Origin of the sequence: Bacillus sp. LJBS17 (assembly GCF_019334685.1) — a bacterium.
GTDB classification, from domain to species: Bacteria; Bacillota; Bacilli; order Bacillales; family Bacillaceae; genus Bacillus; species Bacillus subtilis.
In genome coordinates, this window is record NZ_CP079759.1 from 1,766,054 (window position 1) to 1,773,798 (window position 7,745).

A 7,745-nucleotide genomic window follows, 5' to 3' on the forward strand; every position below is an offset into this window, starting at 1 on the left:
GCTGCTATGTGCTTTACAACATACATGGAAATAAGAAATCCAATAGCCGTCATAAATATAAAAAAAGAAGGTTATACACATGAATGAACCGCTTGTTTTTATGTTTTCCGGGCAAGGTTCCCAATACTATCACATGGGGAAAGAACTATTTAAGGAAAATACCGTGTTTCGCCAATCTATGCTTGAAATGGATGACATTGCAGCACGGCGAATTGGCACATCCATTGTTGAAGAAATCTACCATCCAGGTAAACGTATGTCAGATCCGTTTGACAGTATTCTTTTTTCCCACCCCGCCATTTTTATGATTGAGTATTCCTTATATAAGGTTTTGGAAGACAGGGGAATCTCTCCTGATTACGTATTGGGATCAAGTCTGGGAGAATTCGCAGCAGCGGCAGTTTCTGGTGTGTCAGACGCAGAGGATATACTGGATTGCATACTTGAACAGGCTATTATCATCCAAAATTCCTGCGATAAAGGAAAAATGGTGGCCATTCTGGACAAACCGCAATTGCTGAATGATTATCCGCTACTGTTTGGAAATAGTGAACTCATTTCTATCAATTATGATTCGCACTTCGTCATTTCTGGTGAAGAAGATCATATAAGGAAGATTATGGAGGATTTAAAGGAGAAGCAGATTCTTTGCCAGCTGCTTCCTGTGGCCTATGCCTTTCATTCTTCGCTTATTGATCCGGCAGAGAGTGCCTATGCAGAATTTTTAAGATCAAAATCTTTTAAAAAACCGTCAATACCGATTGTATCGAGCTTAACGGGAAGCTGCCTTCACGTAATGGACGAGAATTTCTTTTGGAATGCGGTCAGAAAGCCAATGATGTTTCGTGAAGCGATTCGATATTTGGAAAGCCAGCATACATGCAAGTTTATCGATTTAGGGCCATCCGGCACCTTAGCTGCTTTTGTGAAACAGCTGATTCCAGGTGATTCAGCTGACCGTTGCTGCTCAATCATAACACCATTTCATCAGGAGCTGAAAAATCTGAATACGGTTGAGTATTTCCGTACACCAGAAAGGAAGTTTACAAGATGATTACATATGTCTTTCCAGGGCAAGGCTCCCAGCAAAAGGGGATGGGACAAGGCCTATTTGAACAATATCAGCATTTGACTGATCAAGCAGATCAAATATTGGGCTATTCAATAGAGAAGCTATGTACCGAAAAATCATATCTGGATGTAAATCATACTGAATACACGCAGCCGGCTTTGTACGTTGTTAATGCACTCAGTTACTTGAAGAGAGTGGAGGAGACCGGCAGAAAACCTGATTTTGCGGCAGGACATAGCTTAGGAGAATACAATGCGCTGATGGCAGCCGGTGCATTTGATTTTGAAACCGGATTAAGGCTCGTCAAAAAAAGAGGAGAATTGATGGGACGAATTACAGAGGGCGGAATGGCTGCTGTGATCGGCTTGAGTAAGGAACAAGTTACAGCCGTTTTAGAAGAGCACCGTCTTCATGACATTGATGTGGCAAATGAAAATACGCCCCAGCAAATTGTGATTTCTGGCCCAAAAAAAGAGATTGAAAAAGCTCGGGCTATTTTTGAAAACACCAAGGATGTAAAGCTGTTTCATCCATTAAATGTGAGCGGAGCTTTTCATTCCAGATATATGAATGAAGCCAAACAGGTATTTAAGCAATATATTGACTCATTCCAATTTGCACCTTTGGCGATCCCGGTTATCTCCAATGTCTATGCAGAACCATACCATCAAGACAGGTTAAAAGATACATTATCTGAACAGATGGACAACACAGTGAAATGGACGGACAGCATTCGTTTCCTGATGGGAAGAGGAGAAATGGAGTTTGAAGAGATTGGGCCTGGAACTGTTTTAACCGGTCTCATTCATCGGATTAAAAATGAAGCTGAACCATTGACATATATACCGAAAAAAAACCCCGCGATCAGTGCGCATCTAAAGGAGCAACGCAATGTTCAAGCTGGGATTACGGCAGAATCTTTAGGAAGTGCTGAATTTAAACAAGATTATCATCTTACATATGCTTATCTTGCAGGGGGAATGTACCGCGGCATTGCTTCGAAAGAAATGGTAGTAAAGCTGTCAAGAGCGGGAATGATGGGGTTCTTTGGCACAGGAGGTCTGAGCCTGAAAGAGATTGAAGATGCGATCCATGCTATACAAGGTGAATTAGGGAAAGGACAAGCCTATGGCATCAATCTGGTCCACAATATGAAACATACTGAATCAGAAGAAAAAATGATCGATCTTTTATTGAGGAATCAAGTGAGCATTGTGGAGGCTTCAGCATTTTTAAGTGTCACTCCTGCATTAGTAAGGTACCGCGCAAAAGGAGTGAAACGAAATCAAAATGGTGACGTTATATGCTCAAATCGTCTCATAGCAAAAATATCACGGCCGGAAGTTGCAGAATCATTTCTGAGTCCCGCGCCTGAGAATATGCTGCAAAAGCTTTTAGGAGAAAATAAAATCACTATGAACGAAGCTGAGTTGTTGCGGTGCATTCCGATGGCTGACGATATTTGTGTAGAAGCTGATTCAGGTGGTCATACAGATGGCGGTGTAGCATACAGCCTGATGCCGGCGATGACATCTTTAAGAGATGAAATGATGAAAAAATATCAATACCGGAAAAAAATAAGAGTTGGTGCAGCTGGAGGAATTGGAACACCTGAGGCAGCGATGGCGGCTTTTATGCTAGGAGCTGATTTTATTCTAACAGGCTCAATCAATCAATGTACGGTTGAGGCGGCAACAAGTGATAAAGTAAAGGATTTGCTTCAGCAGATGAATGTACAAGATACAGCCTATGCGCCTGCAGGTGATATGTTTGAATCGGGCAGTAAAGTGCAGGTGCTAAAGAAAGGCGTGTTCTTTCCCGCACGGGCAAACAAGTTATATGAACTGTACCAGCGGTATGGGTCTATACGTGAGCTGGATGCAAAGATGCTGGCCCAGCTTGAGGAGAAATACTTTAAACGCAGTATAGAAGACATATATAAAGATATTGCATTGCATTATCCCGCGGCAGACATTGAGAAGGCTGAACAAAACCCGAAGCATAAAATGGCTTTGATTTTCCGATGGTACTTCAGATACAGCTCAAAATTGGCAATCAGCGGAAGCGAACTTTCGAAGGTTGATTATCAAATTCACTGCGGTCCCGCGCTGGGAGCCTTTAATCAATGGGTTAAAGGATCGCAATTAGAAAATTGGCGAAACCGCCATGTGGATGAAATCGGGAAAAAATTAATGACAGAAACGGCGGTATTGCTTCATGAACGGATGCAATCGATGTATCAGCCGTCGCATGAAACAGACAACATAAAAATGAAAGTTTGAATATTATGAAAATACACCTATAAAAATCATTAAAATAATCCCTCGAAGGAGAGAGCGTATTATGGATAAACAGAGAATCTTTGAAGTACTAATCACCAATATTTGCGAGGTGCTTCCTGAATTAGACGGACACAGATTTGAGCCTGAAGATCAGTTAGTTGAGCTAGGAGCTGACTCTGTAGACAGAGCTGAAATAATCACGATGGTGCTAGAGGATTTATCGTTAAAAATCCCTCGCATTGAGCTATCCGGGGTGAAAAACATCGGTGAATTAGCTGAGGTGCTTTATGACAAAGTGCAATCTGCCTGAGGTGGTGGTGACCGGTGTAGGCGTTACGGCCTCTATCGGTCAAGGGAAAGAGGACTTTGCTTCCTCGCTGCTGTCCGGCAGACATTCCTTTGATGTCATGAAGCGTTCAGGCAGACAAAAAGACAGCCGGTTTATCGGAGCCGAAATTGCGTCATTGTCTTATCCTGAACGACTCTCCAAAAAAATGTTGCGAAAAGCATCATTCTCCAGCCGCGCTGCATTGGTAACTCTCACAGAGGCTTGGGAGGAGGCTGAATTGGACGATGCAGATTCCTCACGTATCGGACTGGTTGTTGGCGGATCAAATTTTCAGCAGAGAGAAACCTTTGAAGTTTATGAAAGGTATCAAGACCGCTCCGGTTTTATTTCGCCGGCATATGGTCTGTCTTTCATGGATAGCGATCTTTGCGGGATTTGTACAGATCAGTTTGGCATCACGGGATTAGCATATACGGTGGGAGGAGCCTCGGCCAGCGGCCAGTTAGCAGTCATTCATGCGATTCAGCAAGTCCTGTCAGGCGAAGTTGATACTTGCATAGCACTTGGTGCTTTAATGGATCTTTCTTATATGGAATGCGAGGCGCTAAGGGCTTTAGGCGCTATGGGGACGGACAAATATGCTGATGAACCTGAAAAAGCGTGCCGTCCCTTTGATCAAAACAGAGACGGGTTTATCTATGGAGAATCGTGCGGTGCATTGGTAATAGAACGAAAGGAGACGGCTTTACGAAGAGGTCTCAAACCTTATGCAGCATTGTCTGGCTGGTCAATCAAACTGGACGGAAACCGGAATCCTGATCCTTCATTAGAAGGAGAGATTCATGTCATCCAAAAGGCACTGGAGCGTGCCAGGCTTTTACCAGAAGATATTGATTATATTAATCCTCATGGAACAGGCTCTTTTATTGGAGATGAAATAGAATTAAAGGCGCTCCGTGCATGCCGGCTTTCCCATGCTTATATCAATGCAACAAAATCGATAACCGGACACGGGCTCAGTGCGGCGGGCATCGTAGAGATTATTTCTGTTTTGCTGCAAATGAAAAAATCTGCCCTGCATCCGAGCCGGAATTTGGATCATCCAATCGATGATTCCTTTCATTGGGTAAATGAGAAATCGATTTCATACCGCATCAAAAATGCGCTGAGCTTAAGCATGGGGTTTGGCGGAATGAACACCGCGGTTTGTATACAAAACATTGAGAAATGTGGAGGCGAATCATAAATGGTTTCAGCCGGAATAGAAGCGATGAATGTCTTTGGCGGAACGGCATACCTTGATGTCATGGAGCTGGCCAAATATAGACATTTAGATACTGCGAGATTTGAAAACTTATTAATGAAAGAAAAAGCGGTAGCACTGCCTTATGAAGATCCCGTGACCTTCGGAGTCAATGCAGCTAAGCCGATTATTGATGCTTTATCTGAAGCAGAGAAGGACCGGATTGAATTGCTGATCACTTGCTCTGAATCCGGGATCGACTTTGGGAAATCGTTAAGTACATATATCCATGAATATTTAGGTCTCAACCGCAACTGCCGTTTGTTTGAGGTTAAACAGGCGTGTTATTCAGGGACAGCGGGATTTCAGATGGCGGTGAATTTTATATTATCCCAGACTTCTCCGGGTGCCAAAGCACTGGTTATCGCCAGTGATATTTCACGTTTTTTAATCGCTGAGGGCGGAGACGCTTTAAGCGAAGATTGGTCTTATGCGGAACCGAGCGCTGGAGCGGGAGCGGTGGCCGTTTTAGTTGGCGAAAATCCCGAGGTGTTTCAAATAGATCCCGGAGCAAATGGTTATTACGGCTATGAAGTGATGGACACGTGCCGCCCCATTCCCGACAGTGAAGCGGGAGATTCTGATCTGTCTTTAATGTCATATTTGGATTGCTGCGAACAGACTTTTCTGGAATATCAAAAGCGTGTACCGGGTGCCAATTATCAGGACACGTTTCAATATCTTGCTTACCATACGCCCTTTGGCGGGATGGTGAAAGGTGCGCACCGGACAATGATGCGTAAGGTGGCGAAGGTGAAAACATTCGGGATTGAGCCAGATTTTTTAACTCGGGTAAAACCAGGTTTAAACTACTGTCAACGAGTTGGAAATATTATGGGGGCAGCCTTGTTTCTGGCATTGGCCAGTACGATAGACCAAGGGAGATTTGATACGCCTAAACGAATTGGCTGTTTTTCCTACGGATCCGGCTGCTGTTCTGAATTTTACAGTGGAATTACAACTCCGCAAGGCCAGGAGCGTCAGCGAACATTTGGTATTGAGAAGCATTTGGATCGCCGGTATCAGCTCTCCATGGAAGAGTATGAGCTATTGTTTAAGGGGAGCGGGATGGTGCGGTTTGGGACGCGCAATGTAAAGCTGGACTTTGAGATGATACCGGGTATCATGCAGTCCACTCAAGAGAAGCCGCGCTTGTTTTTAGAAGAAATTTCTGAGTTTCATCGGAAGTACAGGTGGATCTCGTGACCTATCAAACGATAAAGGTCCGCTTTCAAGCGTCGGTTTGCTATATTACCTTTCACCGTCCTGAAGCGAATAATACGATTAATGACACGCTGATAGAAGAATGCTTGCAAGTGTTAAATCAATGTGAAACATCAACGGTGACGGTTGTCGTTTTAGAGGGGCTTCCCGAGGTGTTTTGTTTTGGAGCTGATTTTCAAGAAATCTATCAGGAAATGAAAAGGGGCAGAAAACAGGCAAGCTCCCAAGAGCCTCTCTATGATTTGTGGCTGAAATTGCAGACCGGCCCTTATGTCACGATTTCGCATGTCAGGGGAAAAGTGAATGCCGGCGGTATTGGATTTGTATCTGCCACAGATATTGCCATTGCTGATCAGACGGCGTCATTCAGTCTCTCTGAGCTGCTATTCGGCCTGTACCCTGCTTGTGTTTTACCGTTTCTGATCCACCGTATCGGCCGGCAGAAAGCGCATTATATGACGCTTATGACAAAGCCGATTTCCGTTCAGGAAGCCAGTGAATGGGGGTTAATAGATGCTTATGATGCTGAAAGTGACGTGCTGCTGAGAAAGCATTTATTGCGTTTGCGGAGGCTGAATAAAAAAGGAATCGCACATTATAAACAGTTTATGAGCTCACTTGATCATCAAGTCAGTCGTGCGAAAGCCACCGCTTTAACTGCAAATCAAAACATGTTTTCTGATCCTCAAAACCAAATGGGAATCATCAGGTATGTTGAAACAGGACAATTCCCATGGGAGGATCAGTAACCGTTTCAATCAGAACCATTAGGAGGACATCATGACGCATTCTGTTGTAGAGCTTATCGAAATTGAATCCGCCATTATTCAGGTAAAGATGCAAGATCGCACTCATAAAAACGCGTTTTCACAAGAACTTACAGATGGTTTAATTCAAGCGTTTGAATACATACGGCAGAACCCCAAATACAAAGCGGTTATTTTGACAGGATATGATAATTATTTTGCTTCAGGAGGAACGCAAGAAGGACTGCTTCGAATTCAACAGGGATTGACCAAGTTCACTGATGACAATCTTTATTCTCTGGCGCTGGATTGTGAGATTCCAGTTATTGCGGCAATGCAGGGCCATGGAATTGGAGGCGGCTTTGTCATGGGGCTCTTTGCTGACATTGTCATTCTGAGCAGAGAAAGCGTGTATACGGCTAATTTTATGAAATACGGATTTACGCCTGGAATGGGCGCTACCTTTATCGTTCCTAAAAAACTGGGTTTCAGCCTGGCCCAGGAAATATTATTGAATGCGGGCAGCTACCGCGGAGCTGATCTTGAAAAAAGAGGGGTTCCTTTTAAGGTGCTGCCCCGTGCAGAAGTGTTAAATTATGCAGTGGAGCTGGCGCAAGAACTGGCGGAAAAGCCGAGAAACTCACTGGTTACACTGAAAGATCATTTGGTTGCCCCGCTTCGCGATCAGCTGCCGCGCGTCATTGAACAGGAACTGATGATGCATGAGAAAACATTTCATCATGAAGAAGTCAAAAGTAGAATCAAAGGCTTATATGGTAATTAACTGAAAATATATATAAAATTTTGCAGGTGAAATGGAGGCAGCGTG

At 43.8% G+C, this 7,745-nt stretch carries 7 protein-coding genes; all 7 read left to right on the forward strand.

Annotation, left to right across the window (positions count from 1 at the left end; genetic code table 11):
• The first annotated feature begins 79 nt into the window (after nucleotides 1-79).
• Nucleotides 80-1,054 carry an acyltransferase domain-containing protein gene (locus KXZ66_RS09115; protein WP_038828277.1) on the forward strand — a complete coding sequence of 325 codons (975 nt, stop codon included), beginning with the start codon at nucleotides 80-82 and terminating at the stop codon, nucleotides 1,052-1,054.
• Nucleotides 1,051-3,354 carry an ACP S-malonyltransferase gene (gene fabD / locus KXZ66_RS09120; protein ID WP_151870237.1) on the forward strand — a complete coding sequence of 768 codons (2,304 nt, stop codon included), beginning with the start codon at nucleotides 1,051-1,053 and terminating at the stop codon, nucleotides 3,352-3,354. The genes KXZ66_RS09115 and fabD overlap by 4 nt, the downstream gene beginning before the upstream one ends.
• Nucleotides 3,355-3,415: 61 nt before the next feature.
• On the forward strand, nucleotides 3,416-3,664 hold the full coding sequence (locus KXZ66_RS09125; RefSeq protein ID WP_003231809.1) for an acyl carrier protein: 249 nt from the start codon (nucleotides 3,416-3,418) through the stop codon (nucleotides 3,662-3,664).
• Nucleotides 3,642-4,889, forward strand: a complete 1,248-nt coding sequence (pksF, locus tag KXZ66_RS09130) for a polyketide biosynthesis malonyl-ACP decarboxylase PksF (RefSeq protein WP_151870236.1) — start codon at nucleotides 3,642-3,644, stop codon at nucleotides 4,887-4,889. Before KXZ66_RS09125 ends, pksF begins: the two co-directional genes overlap by 23 nt.
• On the forward strand, nucleotides 4,890-6,152 hold the full coding sequence (pksG, locus tag KXZ66_RS09135) for a polyketide biosynthesis 3-hydroxy-3-methylglutaryl-ACP synthase PksG (RefSeq protein WP_151870235.1): 1,263 nt from the start codon (nucleotides 4,890-4,892) through the stop codon (nucleotides 6,150-6,152).
• Nucleotides 6,140-6,919 (forward strand): enoyl-CoA hydratase/isomerase, encoded by a 780-nt coding sequence (locus tag KXZ66_RS09140; protein ID WP_072173348.1) that lies wholly within the window; start codon nucleotides 6,140-6,142, stop codon nucleotides 6,917-6,919. Before pksG ends, KXZ66_RS09140 begins: the two co-directional genes overlap by 13 nt.
• A 31-nt stretch (nucleotides 6,920-6,950) precedes the next feature.
• Nucleotides 6,951-7,700, forward strand: a complete 750-nt coding sequence (locus tag KXZ66_RS09145) for a polyketide synthase (protein WP_021479258.1) — start codon at nucleotides 6,951-6,953, stop codon at nucleotides 7,698-7,700.
• Nucleotides 7,701-7,745: the final 45 nt, after the last annotated feature.

Coding starts and splice junctions, on each gene's coding strand:
- pksG (WP_151870235.1), top strand. CDS start 4,890: ATGGTTTCAGCCGGAATAGAAGCGATGAATGTCTTTGGCGGAACGGCA.
- KXZ66_RS09125 (WP_003231809.1), top strand. CDS start 3,416: ATGGATAAACAGAGAATCTTTGAAGTACTAATCACCAATATTTGCGAG.
- KXZ66_RS09115 (WP_038828277.1), top strand. CDS start 80: ATGAATGAACCGCTTGTTTTTATGTTTTCCGGGCAAGGTTCCCAATAC.
- pksF (WP_151870236.1), top strand. CDS start 3,642: ATGACAAAGTGCAATCTGCCTGAGGTGGTGGTGACCGGTGTAGGCGTT.
- fabD (WP_151870237.1), top strand. CDS start 1,051: ATGATTACATATGTCTTTCCAGGGCAAGGCTCCCAGCAAAAGGGGATG.
- KXZ66_RS09145 (WP_021479258.1), top strand. CDS start 6,951: ATGACGCATTCTGTTGTAGAGCTTATCGAAATTGAATCCGCCATTATT.